Raw genomic sequence first — 18,853 nt, forward strand, 5'->3', positions numbered from 1 at the left:
GCGTGGCCCCCTGCGGACGAGGCTGGCCACGAGGGCCCCGACGGCGAGCGCCAGGACGGCGATGCCGCCGACGAGCCAGCCGTCGACGCCGCCGGAGTCCTCGGACTCCGCGGCGTCGTCGTCGGTCTCGGCGTCCGTGGCTCCGTGGGCGCCGTGCCCGTCCTCGGCGTCGGCGAGCGCCACCACCGGAGCAGGACGATCGGGCTCCTCGCCGCTCTCGGGCGTCGGCTGGTCCCAGGCGGCCGTCGTGCCGTCGGAGTACGTCTGGGTGGCCGGGAAGGTGAGGGTGTCGACGTCGGTCGGCAGCGGCCCGACCCGGAGGTCGAACACGTCGAACTCGCCCGGCGCGATGCCGGTCCCCTTCTCGGCGGTCCAGGTGACGGAGGTGCCCTCCACCTTGCTGACGGTCCACCCGGGCTTGGTCTTGGTGGCGACGTACTCGAAGTCGGCGCCCTCGGGGAACGTGACGGTCAGGGCGGTCGTGCTGGCGGTGTCGGACTCGGTCGGGACGCGGAACGAGAGGGTCGCCCAGCCACCCTTCGCCGCGTCAGGGGCGTCAACGCCGACGTGCGCGGACGCGGGTGCGGCAGTGGCGAGGACGAGAGCTGCGGCTCCGGCGAGCATGCCGGAGGGCAGGACGAGCTTGTTCATGTGAGGAGGTGTCTCTCTGCTCAGGGGGTCGTGTGCACAGCCGTCAAGCGCGTGCGGGCGGACCACGGCGCCACAGCGCGGCACCCAGCAGGAGATGGTGGAGGCGTACGGCCGGGGCACCGGTCACCGCCGGAGCGACGTCGACGGCGAGGCGGGCCGGCAACGTACGCACCGCGTACGCGAGCCGGCGCACTGGCCTGCTCACGAGCAGGTCGGTCAGCGACCACAGCGCCCTTTCGCCGTGTCGCAGCAGCGCCACGGTCGCGACCGTGGCGAGGGCGTGCCCGAGGAGCATCGCACCTGCGGAGACCGTGGCAGCGCCCTGCTCGGGCGGCGCGGCCAGCGCGCACCACAGGTGCACCCCGCCCTGGACGCCGACGACGAGCGCCGTCAGCGTACGCACGGTCCAACGGTGCGCCGCGAGCCGGTGCGCGAGGAGCGCCGCCGCCACGACGGTGAAGGCGATCGCCGCACCACCGGGAGCCGCTCCCCCACCGGCGAGGTGGCCGAGGAGCGCCACGCAGACGCTCAGGGACGCAGCCACCCCCGCGCGGACGGCACGCCAGGGGCGGCGTGACGTGGCGGGCGTGGTAGTGCTCACGCGCGTCAGCCTAGTTCACCGATCAGGAACTGTGCACCAGATCGCCGGGCGCCTAGCCTGGGGTATGACCCACTCCACATCCGCCGACCTGGTCGCGCTCGACGAACGGTGGACCACGCACAACTACCACCCGCTGCCCGTGGTCATCCACGAAGCGTCCGGCGCGTGGGTCACCGACGTCGACGGCCGGTCCTACCTGGACTTCCTCGCGGGCTACTCGGCTCTCAACTTCGGGCACCGCCATCCGGCGCTTGTCGCGGCCGCCGTCGAGCAGCTGGGGCGGGTGACTTTGACGTCGCGGGCGTTCCACCACGACCTGCTCGGTGCCTTCTGCGAGGAGCTGGCCGCGCTCACCGGCACGGAGATGGTCCTGCCGATGAACTCCGGCGCCGAGGCGGTGGAGTCGGCGATCAAGGTCGCCCGCAAGTGGGCGTACGAGGTGAAAGGGGTCCCCGACCCGACGGCGACGATCGTGGTCGCGAGCGGCGGCTTCCACGGGCGGACCACAACGATCGTCTCGTTCTCGGACGATCCGGACGCGTACGGCGGGTACGGGCCGTACACGCCGGGGTTCGTCCGGGTTCCGTACGGCGACACCGACGCGCTCGCCGAGGCCGTCGACGAGCGAACCGCGGCGATCCTGCTGGAGCCGATCCAGGGTGAGGCAGGGGTGATCGTGCCGCCGGTGGGCTATCTGGCCGCCGCACGGAGGATCGCCGACGACGCAGGGTGTCTGCTGGTCGCCGACGAGATCCAGTCGGGGCTCGCACGGACCGGTACGGTGCTCGCGCTCGAACACGAGGGTGTGACGGCCGACCTCTCGACGCTCGGGAAGGCGCTCGGCGGCGGGATCGTGCCCGTGTCGGCCGTGGTGGGACGGGCGGACGTGCTGGGCGTGCTGCGGCCGGGGCAGCACGGCTCGACGTTCGGCGGGAACCCGCTCGCGTGCGCCGTCGGGCGTGCGGTCGTGGGGTTGCTGCGGACGGGTGAGTTCCAGGAGCGGTCTCGGGTGCTCGGCAAGCACCTCCACGCACGGCTCGATGCGCTCGTCGGCCACGGCGTGGACGGCGTACGGGGGCGTGGGTTATGGGCGGGGATCGACCTCTCCCCCGGCGGGCTGACCGGGCGGGAGGCAGCGGTCGCGCTCGTGCAGCACGGTGTGCTCTGCAAGGAGACGCACGGGCGCACGCTGCGCATCGCGCCGACCCTCGTCGTGACCGAGTCCGAGCTCGACCAGGGCATCGACGCGTTGACGGCGGTCGTCGGCGCCTGAGCGTCCACCCGCGACGGGCACGTGGACGCCAGGGCACCAACGCACGGACGTGCGCTCGGCTCGTCGCCAACGCGCCCCGACACGTCACACGAGGGACACGAGCGCGAAAGAGTGCAGCGCACGGTGAGCCCTTGCGGGCCGAGGGGCTCGGGGTGACCGCGCGGCAGCTCGTGGACTCCCTGGAGATGCCGCGTGCCACCACGTACCGGCTGCTCGAGCACCTCGTCCAGTGCCCCGACGTCACCGGGTTCGCCCTTGGGCGACGGGTACGAGACCTGGCGCGGGCAGCGGACGCCCGCGGCGAGGAGGTTGAGTCGTGACGCCTCAGAGCCCGTCCGCGAGTCGGCGCAGGTAGTCGATCTCGACCGTCTGCTCGCGGATGATGTGTTGGGCGATGCTCTTCGTGAAGGAGTTGTGGTCGTTGCCCAGGTAGCCCTTCGACATCGCGACCGCTCCTTCGTGGTGCGCGATCATCAGCGCGAGGAACGACATCTGAGCCTCGGCCGTCGGGAGGCCGCGCAGCGCGTCGACTCTCGCCTCGGGCACCATGCCGGGCATGCTGGCAGCGTCGTGGACGTGGTGGCCCTGAGCGAGCTCAGGCAGCGAGGCCACCCAGGCGTCGATCCACGCGGTCATCGTGGTGATCTCGTTGCGCTGGTCCTGCGCGATGAACCGCGCGGCCGCCGCGACGCGCTCGTCGATCCCGTCGTGAGCGAGCACGTTGCGGCTCAGCTCGACAGCCTGATCGTGGTGCAGCACCATCTCGGCCGCGAACGTCATGTCGGGGCGCTCGGGGATCTGCGCCTTCTCGAGCTCGGGGAAGGTCGTCACGGTTCCCCATGGCCGCTCGACCGTCCCCGCGGAGGGCGCCGAGGCCGAGCCGCCCCCGAGCTGGACGGTCTCCGGCGCCTCGCTGCTGCAGCCCGCGAGCGTCGCGACGGCGGCAAGCAGCACGCAGAGCGCGACGGCGACGCGGCGAGGGCGCACGAGGGCCTCCTGGAGGGGTGGGCGCGACACACCGTACCGTTCCGAGACCGGCGCAGACCCCGGATCGGCGGCTCAACGTAGCCGTCGGGCCAGCCGCTCAGCGTCGTACGGGGCCCGGCCGTCGGCGTCGTTGTCGAAGTACACCCACGTCTCGACGTCCCACCCGCGGATCCGCTCAGCCCAGCGGCGGAGGCGATGGTCGGAGTAGCCGCCGTGGTAGAGCTGCGTGTGGCCGTGCAGGCGGACGTACGCAAAGTCCGCCGTCGCCCGCTCGAACAGCGGCCACGCGCCCGCGCCATCAGAGACGACGAGGGCGATTCTGTGGCTGCGAAGGATTTCCGTGACCTCGTCGATCGCCTGGGCGCTGCGGACCTCGACGGCGTGCGTCAGCGGCAGGCGTGCCCCGTACGAACGAGGCAGCATCGCGCAGAACGCGTCAAGGCGCTCGGGCGTCGGTGCCCCCTCCGCCGGGAGCTGCCAGAGGAACGGGCCGAGCTTCTCGCGTAGCGCAAGGACCCCCGAGGCCATGAAGGTCGCCAGCGGCTGCTCGGGCTCGCGGAGCCTGCGCTGGTGCGTGAGAAACCGGCTGCCCTTGACCGCGAAGCGGAAACCGTCCGGCGTCGTGTCGTACCACCGCTCGTACGTCGTCGGCCGCTGCAGCCGGTAGAAGCTCGCGTTGACCTCGACCGTGGCCAGGCGCGACGCCACATAGCCGAGCTCGTCGCGCCGCGGCAGGTCGTCCGGATAGTAGTCGCCGTGCCACCGGGCATAGCTCCATCCCGAGATGCCGACGTGGACCGGCGGGCTCGCCATACCCGCCACCGTAGGCACCTACCGGCAAGTAACATGGCCACCATGACAGAGCCACGCGTCCTGCTCGCCGTCGACGACGCCATCGCGCACGTCACGCTCAACCGCCCCGAGAAGCTCAACGGCGTCGACATCACGATGTTGCGCGAGCTCGTCGCGACCGCCCGCCGTGTCCGCGAGGACCGCACCGTCCGCGCCGTCGTGCTGCGCGGCGAGGGCGACGCGTTCTGCGCCGGCCTCGACTTCGCCTCGGTGATGAGCAGCCCGGCGACCATCGTGCGCTCGTTCGTCCCTAACCCGCTGCGCGGTCAGAACCTCTTCCAGCGTGGCCTATGGGTGTGGCGCGAGCTGCCGGTGCCGGTCGTCGCTGTGGTCCACGGCCACTGCTACGGCGCGGGCCTCCAGCTCGCCACCGCGGCCGACTTCCGGTTCACCACGCCTGACGCGCGCTGGTCGGTGCTCGAGGCGAAGTGGGGCCTCGTACCGGACATGAGCGGCACCGTCAGCTTCCGCGAGCTCGTCGGCGGCGACGTCGCGCGCCGCCTGACGATGACCGGTGAGGTCGTCGACGGGACGACCGCCCACGCGCTGGGGCTCGCCAGCGGCGTCGCGGACGACCCCGAGGTGCCCGCGCGCGAGCTGGTCGAGGCGCTCATCGCCCGCTCCCCCGACTCCGTCGCCGCCTCCAAGGCGCTGCTCAACCGCACGCGCCACGCCTCGCCGCGGCGCGCCTTCGCGGTCGAGCGACGCCTGCAGCTCGCGATGCTCTTCGCGAGGAACACCGCGATCGCCCGCGCGGCGAACGCCAAGAAGGAGCAGCCCGAGTTCCAGCCGCGCAGCTTCGGCAGCTGACTCCCGGCGGCCTCACGCCTCCTTCGCGAAACGGAGCAGCTGCGGGAGGTCGAACGTGCCGTCGTCGCGAGCCATCGGCGCCTGCGGCTTCCAGTTGGGCTCGACGCTGAGGTACGAGAGAGGGTCCTCGTTGAGCATCCCGAGCAGAACCTCGGCGACGATCCGCCCGCCGACGGGCCCGAGCGTCTTGCCCGCGGCCAGCACCTCGGCCTCCTTGAGGATGTAGAACCATAGCGGCGGGTGCATCCTCAGGTCCTCGCTGAGGTCACCGATGCCCAACGTGTCGGCATCGAGCGGGTCGATGCCCATCGCCCGGGCCACCGTGTTGCCTGCCGGCAGCCCGAGCGCGACACCCCGCTGGAGGTTGCGCTCGGCGAGCGCGTGCGGCGGGTGCGCCGCCACCGACAGCGGAAGATCGGCCAACGGCCTGGCCAGCTTCGTGTCGATGGGCAGCGACGGCTGGGGCGGGGTGTCGGCGCCCGGCATGTCGACCAGGAACTTCCACTCGACCGCCCACTGGGGAGGCAGTCGCCGGAAGCCGTTGAGGTTCGACAGCTCGTCCGGCGGCAGCTCCGGCCCGAAGATCGGGATCGGCCCCTGGTCGCCTCGCGCGTTCTTGACGAAATCGTTGATGTCGTAGCGGCCCCGGATCATCGAGTGCCCGAACCGGTACGCCGCGACCGCGAACTCCACAGGAATGTACGCGGTGTTGGCCGGCCGGTAGAACTGGAACGACGGGCGTATAAGCGCGATCGTCGAACCGTTCGGGTCGGCGACGTAGGTCTCGGTGCGCAGGATGTCGTCGATGACCGCCTGGCCGACGATGCGGCGCAGGAAGTCGTGCACGACGACCCACTGGTAGTGCCAACGGACGAGCCGCTGGGTCTCCTTGAACGCGTCGTCCCCGGTCAGGGGCGTGGTCGACCCCACGACGTCGGCGACCCGGTTGTGGAACTGCAGCATGGTCAGGTGGAGCTGGGACACGAGGAGGTTCTCGTCGTTGCGCGGGTCTCCGGTCAGGGCGCGACCGAAGAAGACCTCCTCGCCGGCGCGCTGACGCGGCTCGTTCCGCGGCAGATCCGGGCCGGCGCCGCTGGTCTCGCCTGGGACGACGCCGACGTCCTCGCCGAGGCGCATCTTGGTGACGGGTCCGGAGTCGTCGTACAGGTACGGCTGGTCGGCGGGCCCCCGGCCGTACAACGAGTCGAGGTCGAACCTCGGGGTACGGAAGTTGTGGAGAGCGTCCGGGTCGTTCTGGCGCCGAAGGCTCGACACCGGGTCGAACGTGACGTCGTGGTCGACGAACTGCCCGAAGTAGGTGTAGCCGGACGGGATGTCGGGGTTCTCGGGCGGCGGCCCGGCCGGTTCGACCATCCGCAGAGCCAGTGCCGTCATGTCGTCGGCGGTGTGCGCGAAGACCGGCAGGTGGCGGAACATGCGGCCGAACCGACCAGTCTTGAACGACGACGACGGGATCACGTCGACGCCGCGCTGAGGCGTCCCGTGATGGATCGGCTTCGTCGGCGTCGTGGGCTCGGGTGCGGGCGGCGGAGGTGGCTCCTCAGCGGTGGAGGTCTCCTGCCCGATGGTGGTTGCCATGGTGTTCTCCTCGCGTGGTGAGTTCCCGAGAACGCCGGCACATCGTGCGTCGGCGTGGCGACTCCCGGGGCGAGCGCACCATCAACCAGCGTCCCCCCACGCGAGGGTCAGGGACAGTGAGGTTGCAAACGGACGTAATCAGACAGGAGGGTCCAGACGGGTCGTCAGCGTCGAGTACGACCTTCACCCACGAGGTCGACGGCCAGCAGGCTTCGGATCTCCTCGTACGACAGGCCGCTCGCGATGAGGTAGTGGAGCTTGGCGAACGCAGCCTCCGTCGTCATGCAGCCACAGCTCACCACCCCCTGCTCCAAGAGCCCGCGGCCCGCGGCGTAGCGGCGCAGGTCGACCGCAGCCGCCGGTGTCTGGCTGACCGCGACGACGGGGATCTTTGCCTCGCGCAGCGCCGCGAGGCGCTCGAACGCGACCTTGTCGGCCGGCGCCGTCCCCCCGCCGAAGACACGCAGCACGACACCGGACGGCTGGCGTGACCACATGAGCTGGTCGTGCCACTGCTCGAGACTGACGGTCGCGAGGGCGACGAACCGGTCCTCGTCGTAGCCGTGGAACCCACCCAGCGGGAGATAGAGCGACAGCCGACGGCTCGTCCCGAGCACGCCCGCGAGCCCGTCGAGGTCGGTGGTGGACTGCTTCCAGAGGGTCGCCGCCGCACGCACCTGTCCGGCGAAGGCCAACGACACGCCACCACGACCTGCCTGGACGGTGTCGAGCGCGAGGCGGAGGTTGTCGGCCACGTCGCTGCCGGGCTCGGACGGACCCCGCTGGGCGCCGGTGAGCACGACCGGGCGCGGCGCGTCAGCGAGCGCGAGGGCGAGGGCAGCCCCGCTGAACGCCATGCTGTCGGTGCCGTGGACGACGACCACGCCGGCCACCGACGGCAGCGCGGCGCGGATCTGGCGGTGCCAACGCGTCCAGTCGGCGGGCCCCATCTCAGCGCTGTCACGCAACGGATGGTCGAGCACGACGTCAGCGCGTACCTGGCGCGCGACCGACCAGGCATCCACGATCGCCCGCAGGCCGTCGACTCCCTCGGCCGTCACCGCCAAGCCGTCGGCGCCGCCGCCCATGGTTGCCGTGCCACCCGTGACGAGGACGAGCACCCCGCGCGGACCCGCCAGACCCATCGTCGACGTGCTCACGAGCCTGCCTCGATCTGGCCGCGGCGCACCACATCAGTGCGGATGATGCCGGTGCGGACGTCGAGCACCGGCCGGTAGCGGTCGTAGAGGGTGACGATCAGTGTCAGGAGGAACACGAAGAAGAAGCCTGCTGTCAGGAAGAAGCGTTCACGAGTGGGGACGAAGGTGCTCGCCGCGACGACGAGACCGATGTTGACCGCGGAGAGGACGAAGAACGCCGCCGCGACCGACTGAAGACCGCCGCCGCGGCGCGCGGTCCACAGGCCGATGAAGGAGTTCACCACGATCAGCACTCCACAGCTGACCGCGATCTCCACCGGCGTCGCGGTCACGCTCGGGACGATGTTCGCGATGATCATACTGACGAGCGCGACGATGACGATCTTCTCCAGCAACCAGCTGTCGAGGACCCTGCCACGGGCGACCCGCAGGGCCGCGCGCTCGCGTTCGTCGTCGATCGCGTGCGGGAGCGGACCGGCGGCGAACTGCCAGGCGTGGTCGGGCGGAGCGAGGCGCGGGCGTACGACGAACCAGAACACCGCGGCCAGTGCGAGGACCGCCAGCACCAGCGCCGGAGTGAACCACGGGACGTCGCGCATCGTGTCGGTGAGATCGAGCTTGAGGACGTGGATCCACGCCTCCTGCGGAATCTTGATGACGATCCAGATCACCGCCGCCGCCGCGATCCACCACCGCAGCGAGAAGCGCTTCGGATCCCATCGCGTACGGACGATCTCGTAGAAGATGAAGAAGTACTCGAAGGTGTTGGGGAAGATCAGCAGCAGCCAGCGGTGCGTCCCGCCCGTCAGCTCGAAGATCGTGGTGCCGACCAGGCGGTAGAAGAACAGGAACCGCGCGACCTCGAACGCCGGCCGGCTCGTCCAGTTGCGCATCGTCGCGACGTACGCGAGCGCGAGGTAGTAGATGTCCAGCGCCTTGTCGTAGCTCTGGTAGTGCGAGAGGTCGAGCGACGTGAAGGTCTGGAAGATCGTCTGGTCGACACCGTCGAGCAGCATGCACGCGACGATCGCCGGGAGCGGGTACTTGAAGACGAGGAGCGGGACGAGCAGCCTCGCCACCACCACCGCCCAGAACACGACCTGATCGAGCGAGTCACCGCCCATGCGCACTCCCCTTGTCGTCGGGAGGCGCTATCACGCGCCGCCATCGTTCCGCGGTCGTGATCCTAGTCGTGGACGCCGGTCCGTGGCAGGTTCGCACACATCCGATTCAGCGTCGTCTCTGCGCGGACGCGGTCGAGGAACGCCAGCTGGGCGGTCTTGTCCGGCAGCGTGATCTGCCGTCCGCGCTCGAAGCCGAGCATCTCCAGGACGGCGAGCGAGCGCGCGTTGCGCACGTCCGGCTCGACCACGATCCTGCGGGCACTCGGCGGTCCGAGCACGAACCCCACGAATGTTCGCAGCAGGATCGCCCACTGCTCCTCGCGCGTCGCGACGTGCTCGCCGAGGAAGAAGTGCATCCCGACGTCGCCTGGCTCCGGCTCGTAACACTCCCCCACCGGGTCGTGCTCGGGCAGATAGGTCTGGAGCAGCATGAACGGCACGTCGTCGCGGCATACCAGGAACGCGTGGTGCGTCGTGAGTCCGTCGACGTACGCGTAGAGGTCGCAGAGCTCCTGCGCGGTCAGCCCCTGCAGTCCCCAGAAGCGCGCGCGTGGCGCGGTCATCCACGGGTGGATCGTCGTGAGGTCGCCCTCGGGATCGAGGACGCGGACCGTGACGGTCCCGAACCCGTCGACGACGTCGGTACGCAGGACCTCTCCCCGTGTGCCGGTGATCAGGCGGTCGTCCGCGGTCGTGCTCACAGCAGGTCCTCCTCGACGAGTGCGTCCCAGGCGGTGACGACCGGGCTCGACCCAGCCGCCAGCCAGGTCGCGAGCTGATCGGTGGCGTGGGGGCTGTCCGCATCGCCGGCCGCGCCGAACGGGACTCCCCACCGGCTCGCATCGCGGTCCGAGAGGTCCCAGATCCAGCGCGCCACCGAACCACGCCAGCAGACGTCGCTCACGCCAGGGGTGCTCGCCGTGGCGCGGACGGTGTCGCCGTCGCCCGACAGGCCCGTCCGTTCGAGGGCGGCGAAGGTCGCGCCCGGCACTCCGTCGAGCACCCGCACCGGGTCCAGCAGATGGGTGTCGCCCCAGGTGCTAGGCGCACGGACCGACGCGACCTCCTCCAGCGCACCGCGGACGAGCGAGGCGGTGTCGATCCCGAGCGTCGCCGCTGCGCCACGACCGTCCAGCAGGGCGTGCAGCCCCTCACCGACGCGGGCACGGACGTCCATCCACGGCGCATAAACCGCGCCCATGCCGTGGGGCTCGTGCAACGGTGCGAGGACGGGGAGGGCAGCGATCCGACGGACGAGCGCTGCGCGCCACGCGGCGTACGCGCCCGCCTCGGCGCTGTCGGCGAGCATCTGGCGGTCCCATCGCTGCAAGCGGCTGACGAGGTCCTGTGCGGCAGGACTGAGGGCCTCGTCGGCGGCGTCGGGCAGATGACGAAGCAGCGCGTCGGCGCCGAGCGAGACGGTGTCACCGTGGATCTCGGCCATGTCGTCGACCCCGACCTGCTCGCCCGCGAGATCGGCGAGGCGGGCACGGATCCGCGCTGCACGGTACGGCGGGGCGTAGGCGTAGCCGAGTGCGAGGGCAGGGTCGTCGGGTCGCTCGTTCGCGTCGACGGCGCGGTCGCCCACCGAACGGGCGGGTGGCACCGGCTGCCAGGAGACGTCGTCCGCGCCCTCGCCCCACCCCTCGCGCGGGAGCCGGCGCGCCGCACCGCCCGTGTCGGGGACCCGCCCGACGGTCCGGCTCAGCACCGTCCCCTCACGATCGGCGACCAGCAGCCGGTTGACGGGATCGATCCAGCGCTCGTACGCAGTCGCCACGTCCTCGGCGCTGCGCGCACGCAGCAGCGGACGCATCGCGGCGATCCCGAGGTCGGCGCTCGCTCGCGCCGGGAACCGCGCAGACAGCGCCGGCATCTCGTCACCGCTCGCGGGCAGCGCCTCGAGCTCCGCGACGACGACCCCGCGCACCGTCTCGACCCACGGCACCTCCACCGCGGTGTCGGTGTCCCGGACGAGGACCTGCTCCCACCCGGACTCGGCCGGCTCCCAGCCGCCTGGCCCGTAGGCCTCGACGCCCCCGTCGGGAGTGCCGCGGAGTCGCTCGCGGAAGACGTCGATGTGGTGCGCCATAGCGTTCGTGATGCCCCATGCGACCGAGCCCGCGTGCCCGAAGTGCGCCACGCCGGGCACACCGGGGAACGCCAGCCCGACGACGTCGACGCCCGGACATGCCAGCCGCACCTGTTGATAGACGCCCGGGATCTCCAGGACGCGGTGCGGGTCGCCCGCGAGGATCGGCAGCCCCGTACGGGTCAGTGCGCCGTGCACCGCCCACGCGTTGCTCCCCGAGCCGCCCGCATCGGCCTGGAAGAGGTCGACGACCTCCTCACCGTGGGTGCGCGCGAGCGTGCGGTGCACGTGCTCGCGCCACAGCAGGGCCGGCAGATCAGAGAAGAGGACGTGGGCGACGTGCAGGATGCCGAGCGGCGCCCAGTCAGGCCACCGCGCCTCGGGGAGGACAGCGTTGACTCCCGCGACGTACGCCGCGACCCACTCCTGATCCTGCGCGTCGAGCCGCTCGTACGCGGTGCGGGCCGTGTCGGCGAGCCGGGCCTGGCGCGCGAAGCGGTCCCACGGCACCCCGCCGTCCCCGACGTGCTCGGCGAGACGACCCCCCGTACGCCAGTGCTCGACCTGGATCTGGCCGCCACGGTCGTGAGCCGTCACCCGCCCCTGGGCTTCAGCCAGCGCGAGCATCGACTCCGCGCGCAGGTGTGGCACGCCGTACGAGTCGCGGAACAGTCGCGCGGTCATGCCGGCACGGCGACCGCGCTGCGGGCGATCGGGTTCGCGAGGGTGCCTGCATAGATCAGCGAGTCCGACTGGCTCGCGAGGTCGACCATCTGCAGCGTGTTGCGCAGCTGGAGCCGGTTGAGGCACGAGTGGGCGAACCGGTCGGCACGCAGGTCCACCCGCGGCGCGAGCCCCGGGTGCTCCGCGGCGTGCCGGTCCACGCACTCGGCGACCAGCGCCCAGAAGCGACTCTCGGGCAGGACGCCGTCGACGTGCAGGATGCCGGCGAGGTGGCGCAGGACGCCGTCGAACACGTCGGTGAAGATCGCGAGCGCCTGCTCGTCGGCGTCGACCGGCTGCCGGATCCGGGAGACCTCCTCGGGCAGGTCACGATCGCGGAGCACCACGACCTCCTCCCCCACGTCCTTCATGAGCGCGCGGCGCGGCACGTGGTCGGCGATCACGAGGATGACGTTCTCGCCGTGCGGCATGAAGGCGAGGTCGTGCGCGAGAAGGCAGTGGACGACCGGCCGCAGGTAGGCGTGGAGGTACTGCGCGACCCACACGTCAGCACTGAGGCCCGACGCGCGGATCATCGCGGTCGCGTAGGCGTGGCCGTCGCGATCGCGGTGGAGCAACGACGCCATCGTCGCGAGGCGCTCGTCCGCACCGAGCCGCGGCACTGGGCTCTCCCGCCACAGCGCGGCAACCATCTTGCGGTGGGCCGAGGGTGTCGACGTGCGGTGGTACACGTCGCCGGTATACCCGATCGACGCGCGCTCGCGCAGCACCTCGAACTGGCATGCGGCGAGTGTCGGGTCGGCACCGACCAGTGCGGCGACCCAGTCGTTGATCGCCGGGGTATGCCGCATGTACGCCGGGGAGAGCCCGCGCAGGAACCCCATGTTCTGGATGGCGAGCGCCGTCTTCACGTAGTGACGGTCCGATCGCGACAGGTTGAACATCGTCCGGATCGACTGCTGCGCCTGGTAGGCGTCGGCCCCCGGACCGAGCGGCACCAGGTCACGCCGCGCCACGTCCGGCGCGAAGGTGATCGCCAGCCGCGTGTCCCACTGCCAGGGGTGGACGGGCAGGAGCCGGTACGCCGCAGGGTCGAGCCCCTGGTCCGTGAGACGCGAGGCGAAGCGCGCGCGCTCCTCGGCGTCGAGCTCCCCCTCGTACAGCGACGTCTCGTCCAGCCCGTCGCCGAGCGCCAGGTGGGAGACCTCACGCCGTACAGCGACCCACTGCAGCGAGAACGGGCGGCCTACCTCCGGGGCGAACCGCTCGTACGCGTCGAGCCCGAATCCGATGCGGCCGTTGTTGGCGACGAAGCCGGGGTGGCCCTCGGTCATCGCGGACTCGACCGTCTGGAGATCGGCGGTGAGCAGCTCGAGCGCGGACGGCCCTCCCTGGTGGATCTTGTACGCCGCGGCGGCGAGCGTTGCCGCGATCTCCTCGAGGTAGGTCGCGAGGAGGGCGTCGGGGATCTCCAGGAGCGGCTGCAGCTCGACCACGAGCTCGGACGCGTCGAGCATCCGCGGCACGCCGTCGACCGTACGGGTCAGCGAGGCCTCGTCGATGGCCCAGTGCTCAAGGCGCAGCTGCTGCGCGCGGAAGCGGTAGACGACGGTGCGGTCGCCCAGCGCGACCTCGTACGTCCCGGAAACGTCGTCGGCAGCGGTCGCCTCGTCGACGCGGACCGGAGCCAGCAGACGCTCGTGGGCAAACTCCGCGAGAGCCTTGGCGACGAGGTGCCGCTGGGCCTCGGCCATCGTGCGCGGGTTCAGATGGGGTGCGGGGTGGGTCATCGTGCTCCTCCTGCGAGCGTGCTGCGGGCGAAGTCGTCGCGGGTGCAGACCGACAGCCGTGCGATCTTGTCGCCGAGCCGGACCTCGCGCAGGCCGCGGAAGCCTGCCTCGGCGTTCTTGCGGGCGATCGCCTCGTTGCGGACGTCCGGCTCGACCACCACGCGCAGGGCGCCGAGCGTGTCGAAGCACAGGCGCATTACGCTGGCCATCACCGCCCCGGTCAGGCCACGACGAGGGTGCTCGCCCGGTGCGGACACGAGCACGTGCATGCCGAGGTCGCCCGGCTGCGCGTCGTGGACGTCGGTGAGCAGCACCTTCGCGGGGTCGTACGTCTCGGCGAAGAAGGTCGGCCTCCCCTCGACCGAGCCCAGCCACGCGTCCTGGTGCGGGTCGGCGTCGAGGCCGTCGAGGTAGCGGCGCACCTGCGCCTCGTCGAGGTCGGACATCTGCCAGAACGCGGCGTGCGGGTCGGCGAGCCAGCGTCCGACGAGCGCCGCGTCGCGCGAGGGGACGACGCGGTCGATCGTGATCTCGCCCACCGCCGTCGCGAGGACGAGGGAGGGTGTGCGCGCGGTCATCGCAGCCTCGCCTCCTCGCGGCCCTGCGACCGTACGGGGCTCGCGTCGGCGGGCAGCCCGAACTCCTGGAAGGCGATGCGCTGCTCGATCGGATAGACGTCGCGACCGGTGATGGCGGCGAGGATTGTCGAGCTGCGCCATGCCCCGAACCCGAGGTCCGGAGCCGTGAGCCCGTGCGTGTGCTCCTCGCCGTTCTGCACGAAGACCCGGCGCCGCTCGCCGTCGACGGCGTAGTCGCGGCTCACAGCGAACCTGCCGAGCTCGTCGAACGCGAGCAGGTCGCGGATCGGCTCGAGGCACCCGGGCATGCTCGCCGCGTACCCGGTCGCGAGCACGAGCGCTTCCGTACGTCGTTCGTACTCCTCGCCGAGCTGGTCGTGCCGCAGGCGCAGGACGTACTCGTCGCCGGTCCACGTCGCGTCGACGAGCGCGGTGTCGGTGAGCAGGCTCGTCGGGGCGGGTCCGTCGACGCTCTTGCGGTAGAGCGTGTCGTAGATGTCGTCGACGAGGTCGCCGCTGATGCCCTTGTAGAGCCCGCGCTGCTCGCGGCCGAGGAGCTCGCGCAGCTCCAGCGGCAGCCCGTGGAAGTGGTCGGTGTACTCCGGCGACGTCATCTCGAGCGTGAGCTTGGTGTACTCCATCGGGAAGAAGCGCGGCGAGCGCGTGATCCAGTCGAGCCGGTACGTCTCGGCGCGGGTGTCCTCGAGCAGGTCGCGGTAGATCTCAGCCGCGGACTGCCCGCTCCCGACGATCGTGACGCTCCCCGCGTCGCGCAGCGCCTCGCGATGCCTCAGGTAGTCGGCGCTGTGCAGCCACGGGCCGCCGAGGTCGCGCGCTGCCGGCGGCACCGTCGGACGGGTGCCGGTGCCGAGGACGACGTGCCGAGCCCGGTACGTCTCGGTCTCGCCGTCCGCACGCCGCGCGCGTACGACGTACGTGTCGTCGTGCGGGTCGTGCTCGACGGCCTCGACACGCCGCCCCCAGCGCAGCGAGTCGAGCTGGCCAGCGGCCCAGCGGCAGTATGCGTCGTACTCTGCGCGCAGCGGATAGAAGCTCTCACGGATGTAGAACGGGTAGAGCCGACCGGTCGCCTTGAGGAAGCTCAGGAACGAGTACGGCGAGGTCGGGTCGGCCATCGTCACGAGGTCGGCCAGGAACGGAACCTGGATCGTCGAGCCCTCGATCATCATCCCGGGGTGCCAGCGGAACTCCGGCGACTCGTCGAGGAACACCGCCTCGACGTCGTCAAGCGGGTCGGACAGGCACGCGAGCCCGAGGTTGAACGGGCCGATCCCGATGCCCACGAGGTCGTACGTCATCGCGCCCCCGCCCCCTGCGGATCGAGCGGTCGCCACGCCTCTCGTGCGCGCTCTCCCTCTTCTTTCACGACGTCCAGCACACCCCGTACGTCCTCCACGGTCGCGTCCGGGTTCAGCAGGGTGAGCTTGAGGCACGGCCGCCCGTCCACGACGGTCTTGGCGACCAGCGCGCGCCCGGAGGCGAGCATCGCTGAGCGGATCATCGGGACGAGCCTGTCGGCCTCGACGTCGGGCGTCCCCCACGGCTGGTAGCGGAACAGCACCGTGCTCAGGTCGGTCCGGGCGAGGAGCCGGAGGTCGGGGTCCGCCTCGACGACCCGATGGACGTCGGCGGCCAGGTCGAGCACGCGGTCGAACATCGCGCCCACACCGTCCGCCCCGAGCGCACGCAGCGTCGCCCAGAGCTTGAGCGCGTCGAAGCGCCGTGTCGTCTGCAGGGACGTGTCGACCTGGTTCGGCTCCTCGGCGCCCTCGGGGTTGAGGTAGTCGGCGTGCCATCCGGACCTGGTGAGGTCGGCCCGCTCGCGGACGACGATCGCGCTGGACGAGACCGGCTGGAAGAAGGTCTTGTGGAAGTCGACCGTCACCGAGCGGGCGCGCTCGATCCCGGACAGCAGGTCACGGCGCGTGGGCGAGACGAGCAGGCCTCCTCCGTACGCGGCGTCGACGTGCAGCCACGCGCCGTAGGACTCGCAGACGCCGGCGATCGCGTCGAGCGGATCGATGCACCCGCGGTCGGTCGTCCCCGCCGTGGCGACGACGGCCATCGGGATCTGGCCGGCGCGCTCGATGACGTCGAGCGTCATCCGCAGCGCGGCGGGATCCATCCGGCCGTCGGCGTCGGTGGGGACCGCGACGACGGCGTCCTCGCCGAGACCGAGCAGCAGCGCCGACTTCTGGACACTGAAGTGGCTGGTGTCGGTGGCGACGACGAGCATCCGCTGCTGGAGCGCGGCGCGGTCGGCCCCGGTGAGGAGGCCGGTGCCGTGCACGGCCAGCGCTCCCTCACGAGCGAGGAAGAGCGCGTGCAGGTTCGACTGGGTCCCCCCGGAGGTGAACACGCCGCTGCCGTGCGCATAGCCGATGCGGCGCGCAGTCCACGCGATGAGGTGGCGCTCCATGAAGGTCCCGACGGTCGACTGGTCGTACGTGTCGACCGACGTGTTCACAGCGGCGAGGACCGCCTCCGCCGCGATGGCGGGGACGGCGACCGGGCAGTTCAGGTGTGCGGCGTACGCCGGATGGTGGAACCAGACCGCATTGTCGACGAACATCTCGTCGATCTCGCGCAGTGCGGCGGTGTCGCCGACCGGTGGGGCGTCCAGGTCGACGGCGGCGACGAGGCCCTCGAGCGTCTCGCGGGGTTCCCCGGAGAAGGGGGCGGATCGTTCGGCGACACGCGCGGCCAGTCGGTCGACGACGGCGTGAAGGGTGTCGGCGTAGCGTGCGGAGGTGGCGTTCGTCAGCAGCGACGAGGTCATGCGGGCTCCTCTGGCTCTCGGTACGGATGTCGTTCCAGGCGGCGCGGGAGACGCGCTTAATTAGGTTTGGCTTGCCTAAGTTAGCGCACCTCGGCATTGCCCGCTCGCGCACTGCTTCACATCGCATACGGTGGCGAGGTGAGTTCCCAAGACAGTTCGCGAGAGACACCCGACGGGGTGCACGACAACACCCGCACCGTCGAGGCCGGCGTCGTCACCGACTTCCGCGACCGGATGACGTACGGGGGCTATCTCGACCTCGACACGCTGCTCTCCGCGCAGCGTCCGGTGAGCAGCCCCGAGCACCATGACGAGCTGCTGTTCATCGTTCAGCACCAGACGACCGAGCTGTGGCTCAAGCTGGTCCTGCACGAGCTGGAGAGCGCCTGCCGGCTCCTGCGCGCGGACGAGCTCGGGCCCGCGCTCAAACGGATCGCACGCGTCAAGCACGTGCAGGCGACCCTGGCCGAGCAGTGGTCGGTGCTGGCGACGCTGACCCCGTCGGAGTACGCGCAGTTCCGCGGGGTGCTCGGCAACGCCAGCGGCTTCCAGTCCTACCAGTACCGCGCCGTCGAGTTCGTCCTCGGCAACAAGAACGCCGCGATGCTCAAGGTCTTCGACGCCGAGCCCAGGCAGCAGGCGATGCTGCGCCGCGTGTTGGAGGAGCCGTCGCTGTACGACGAGCTGCTGCGCTACCTCGCACGAGCGGGCTACCCCATCCCCGAGGCGGTGCTGACGCGCGACGTGACGAAGGCGTGGACGTTCACCCCTGAGCTGGTGCCGGTGTTCACCGCGATCTATGCCGACACCGAGGCGAACTGGTCGGCGTACGAGACGTGCGAAGAGCTGGTCGACCTCGAGGAGAACTTCCAGCTGTGGCGCTTCCGCCACCTGCGCACGGTCGCGCGGATCATCGGGCACAAGCGCGGCACGGGCGGGTCGAGCGGCATCCCGTTCCTGCAGCGTGCGCTCGACCTCACGTTCTTCCCCGAGCTCTTCGCCGTACGGACCGAGATCGGCAGCTGAGGTGGGCGTGCCGCGGGTCGTCGACCACCACGTCCACCTCCAGCTCGTCGACGTCGCGGCACTCACACGCAGCGACCTGGGCGGAGTGGTCGACCTGGGTGCGAACCCGTCGGTGGTGGCCGGGCTCGCGACGTCGTTGTCCGCGGCGGGCGGGCTGCGGGCCACTTACGCGGGGGCGTTCCTCACCGCGCCGGGCGGCTACCCGAGCGACCGGCCGTGGTGCCCCGAGGGCGCCGTCTACGAGGTCCGCTCCCCCGGTGATGCCGGCGTCGCCGTGGCCGAGCAGGTGTCGTACGGGGCGACCGTCGTCAAGGTGACGCTGCACGCCGACTCCGGGCCCGTGCTCGATGAGGGGACGCTGTCCGCGGTCGTCGCGGCGGCACACGCGTACGAGCTGCCGGTCGTCGCTCATGTGGAGGGCGTCGGGATGACGGCGCGTGCACTCGCCACCGGTGTCGACGCCCTCGCACATACGCCGTGGACCGAGCGGGTCGACGACGCGCTCGTGGACGCTGCCGTACGGGGTGGTCAGTGCTGGATCTCGACGCTCGCGATCCACGCGGGCGACCAGACTGCGGAGGCTGTCGCGCTCGACAACCTGCGGCGCTTCCAGGCCGCGGGCGGCCGGGTCCTCTATGGCACCGATCTCGGCAACGGCGACCTGCCGCTCGGCGTCAACGACGCGGAGGTCGCGGCGCTGCGCCGTGCCGGCCTCGACGACGCCGCCCTCGAGACCGCGCTCACCGACCCCTGGCCCCACCCGTTGGTCGAGTAGTGACGTACTGCGCCTTGGCCAGCACCCGAGGGCCAAAGAGGTGCCCCCCCC

The 18,853-nt window shown here is 71.2% G+C and carries 18 protein-coding genes; 5 read left to right on the plus strand and 13 right to left on the minus strand.

Going from position 1 to position 18,853, the window contains the following annotated elements; genetic code table 11:
* Together ACFSDF_RS19965 and ACFSDF_RS19970 are read right to left on the minus strand one after the other, a co-directional pair.
* On the minus strand, positions 1-651 hold a 651-nt coding region (locus tag ACFSDF_RS19965; protein ID WP_377158924.1), incomplete at its 3' end, for a YcnI family copper-binding membrane protein.
* 43 nt (positions 652-694) lie between these two features.
* On the minus strand, positions 695-1,252 hold the full coding sequence (locus ACFSDF_RS19970; RefSeq protein ID WP_377158927.1) for a hypothetical protein: 558 nt from the start codon (positions 1,250-1,252) through the stop codon (positions 695-697).
* A 64-nt stretch (positions 1,253-1,316) separates the two neighbouring features.
* Between ACFSDF_RS19970 and rocD the strand changes: the two genes are divergently transcribed.
* Both rocD and ACFSDF_RS19980 read left to right on the plus strand, forming a co-directional pair.
* The gene (gene rocD, locus ACFSDF_RS19975; RefSeq protein WP_167251042.1) at positions 1,317-2,525 is read left to right on the plus strand and encodes an ornithine--oxo-acid transaminase; all 1,209 of its coding nucleotides are present in this window, start codon (positions 1,317-1,319) and stop codon (positions 2,523-2,525) included.
* 131 nt (positions 2,526-2,656) lie between these two features.
* Positions 2,657-2,845, plus strand: coding sequence for a helix-turn-helix domain-containing protein (locus tag ACFSDF_RS19980; RefSeq protein ID WP_347877925.1), 189 nt, complete (start codon positions 2,657-2,659; stop codon positions 2,843-2,845).
* A gap of 4 nt (positions 2,846-2,849) precedes the next feature.
* Here ACFSDF_RS19980 and ACFSDF_RS19985 read toward each other — a convergent pair whose 3' ends face one another.
* Together ACFSDF_RS19985 and ACFSDF_RS19990 are read right to left on the minus strand one after the other, a co-directional pair.
* A complete protein-coding gene (locus tag ACFSDF_RS19985) occupies positions 2,850-3,512 on the minus strand; it encodes a DUF305 domain-containing protein (RefSeq protein WP_167002556.1) in 663 nt (220 codons plus the stop codon).
* Positions 3,513-3,584: 72 nt separating this feature from the next.
* Positions 3,585-4,325: a DUF72 domain-containing protein gene (locus ACFSDF_RS19990; RefSeq protein ID WP_167251044.1), complete on the minus strand. Its 741-nt coding sequence runs from the start codon at positions 4,323-4,325 to the stop codon at positions 3,585-3,587.
* A gap of 42 nt (positions 4,326-4,367) precedes the next feature.
* Here ACFSDF_RS19990 and ACFSDF_RS19995 point away from each other — a divergent pair, with 42 nt between their 5' ends.
* Positions 4,368-5,174 (plus strand): crotonase/enoyl-CoA hydratase family protein, encoded by an 807-nt coding sequence (locus ACFSDF_RS19995; RefSeq protein WP_167251046.1) that lies wholly within the window; start codon positions 4,368-4,370, stop codon positions 5,172-5,174.
* 12 nt (positions 5,175-5,186) lie between these two features.
* On the opposite strand, the gene ACFSDF_RS20000 is transcribed toward ACFSDF_RS19995, so the two are convergent.
* The 9 genes from ACFSDF_RS20000 to ACFSDF_RS20040 all read right to left on the minus strand — a co-directional run bounded on the left by ACFSDF_RS20000 (position 5,187) and on the right by ACFSDF_RS20040 (position 17,001).
* Positions 5,187-6,773, minus strand: a complete 1,587-nt coding sequence (locus ACFSDF_RS20000) for a peroxidase family protein (protein ID WP_167002550.1) — start codon at positions 6,771-6,773, stop codon at positions 5,187-5,189.
* A gap of 164 nt (positions 6,774-6,937) precedes the next feature.
* On the minus strand, positions 6,938-7,933 hold the full coding sequence (locus ACFSDF_RS20005) for an asparaginase domain-containing protein (protein ID WP_377158934.1): 996 nt from the start codon (positions 7,931-7,933) through the stop codon (positions 6,938-6,940).
* On the minus strand, positions 7,930-9,057 hold the full coding sequence (locus ACFSDF_RS20010) for a hypothetical protein (RefSeq protein WP_182397168.1): 1,128 nt from the start codon (positions 9,055-9,057) through the stop codon (positions 7,930-7,932). Before ACFSDF_RS20010 ends, ACFSDF_RS20005 begins: the two co-directional genes overlap by 4 nt.
* Before the next feature lie 62 nt (positions 9,058-9,119).
* Complete coding sequence (locus tag ACFSDF_RS20015; RefSeq protein WP_208322915.1) at positions 9,120-9,758, minus strand: GNAT family N-acetyltransferase; 639 nt, start codon at positions 9,756-9,758, stop codon at positions 9,120-9,122.
* Positions 9,755-11,833: a penicillin acylase family protein gene (locus tag ACFSDF_RS20020; protein WP_167251048.1), complete on the minus strand. Its 2,079-nt coding sequence runs from the start codon at positions 11,831-11,833 to the stop codon at positions 9,755-9,757. Before ACFSDF_RS20020 ends, ACFSDF_RS20015 begins: the two co-directional genes overlap by 4 nt.
* Positions 11,830-13,623 carry an IucA/IucC family protein gene (locus ACFSDF_RS20025; RefSeq protein ID WP_377158939.1) on the minus strand — a complete coding sequence of 598 codons (1,794 nt, stop codon included), beginning with the start codon at positions 13,621-13,623 and terminating at the stop codon, positions 11,830-11,832. Before ACFSDF_RS20025 ends, ACFSDF_RS20020 begins: the two co-directional genes overlap by 4 nt.
* Positions 13,620-14,201 carry a GNAT family N-acetyltransferase gene (locus ACFSDF_RS20030; protein WP_377158942.1) on the minus strand — a complete coding sequence of 194 codons (582 nt, stop codon included), beginning with the start codon at positions 14,199-14,201 and terminating at the stop codon, positions 13,620-13,622. The genes ACFSDF_RS20025 and ACFSDF_RS20030 overlap by 4 nt, the downstream gene beginning before the upstream one ends.
* On the minus strand, positions 14,198-15,520 hold the full coding sequence (locus tag ACFSDF_RS20035) for a lysine N(6)-hydroxylase/L-ornithine N(5)-oxygenase family protein (protein ID WP_377158945.1): 1,323 nt from the start codon (positions 15,518-15,520) through the stop codon (positions 14,198-14,200). Before ACFSDF_RS20035 ends, ACFSDF_RS20030 begins: the two co-directional genes overlap by 4 nt.
* Positions 15,517-17,001, minus strand: coding sequence for a pyridoxal phosphate-dependent decarboxylase family protein (locus tag ACFSDF_RS20040; protein ID WP_377158948.1), 1,485 nt, complete (start codon positions 16,999-17,001; stop codon positions 15,517-15,519). Before ACFSDF_RS20040 ends, ACFSDF_RS20035 begins: the two co-directional genes overlap by 4 nt.
* Positions 17,002-17,139: 138 nt before the next feature.
* On the opposite strand from ACFSDF_RS20040, the gene kynA reads away from it, so the two are divergent.
* On the plus strand, positions 17,140-18,027 hold the full coding sequence (gene kynA / locus ACFSDF_RS20045) for a tryptophan 2,3-dioxygenase (protein ID WP_243845124.1): 888 nt from the start codon (positions 17,140-17,142) through the stop codon (positions 18,025-18,027).
* Between the two features lie 7 nt (positions 18,028-18,034).
* A complete protein-coding gene (locus ACFSDF_RS20050; RefSeq protein WP_377158951.1) occupies positions 18,035-18,802 on the plus strand; it encodes a hypothetical protein in 768 nt (255 codons plus the stop codon).
* Positions 18,803-18,853: the final 51 nt, after the last annotated feature.

The organism is Mumia zhuanghuii, from assembly GCF_042681565.1.
In the GTDB taxonomy this organism is placed as follows: Bacteria; Actinomycetota; Actinomycetes; order Propionibacteriales; family Nocardioidaceae; genus Mumia.